This window comes from Bradyrhizobium sp. MI1.10, from assembly GCF_055811035.1.
Genome location: NZ_JBVVPN010000171.1, coordinates 1 through 379 on the forward strand (window position 1 = coordinate 1; position 379 = coordinate 379).

General features: G+C 60.4%; 1 protein-coding gene. It reads right to left on the reverse strand.

What is annotated here, in order from left to right:
* A partial coding sequence (locus tag AC0L3K_RS40775; protein ID WP_473368229.1) for a DUF4082 domain-containing protein occupies positions 1 to 379 on the reverse strand: 379 nt, incomplete at both ends.

The following is a 379-nucleotide window of genomic DNA, read 5'->3' on the forward strand; positions in this document are numbered from 1 at the left end:
TGGCCGCCGTGCCACCGGTGCTGTTGTTCACCCCGCCCTTCTCGGTGGCATCACCAACATCAACAACCGCGGTGGGCTGCGTATTATTCGTGGTGGAGGATCCGCTGAACACGACGTCCACCCAGTAGTTGGCGGCTTTGTAGGTGCTGGTCGGGAACAGATTGCTTGTTCCGTAAGTGTAGACGCCATTATTGTTGGCAGGAGCCGTGAGTGGACCGCTGGTGCGAGCGGTGGTGAAGTAGTTGGCGGTGGCAGCATAATGGCCGTTGCTGTGAAAGCTCGCGACGTAGGTGGTGCCAGCCGCGATGGACACGGGATTGCTGAACGTGACGGTCTGCCAGCCACTGCTGCCCTCGTTGGTGAAAGTCGCGCTCGCCAG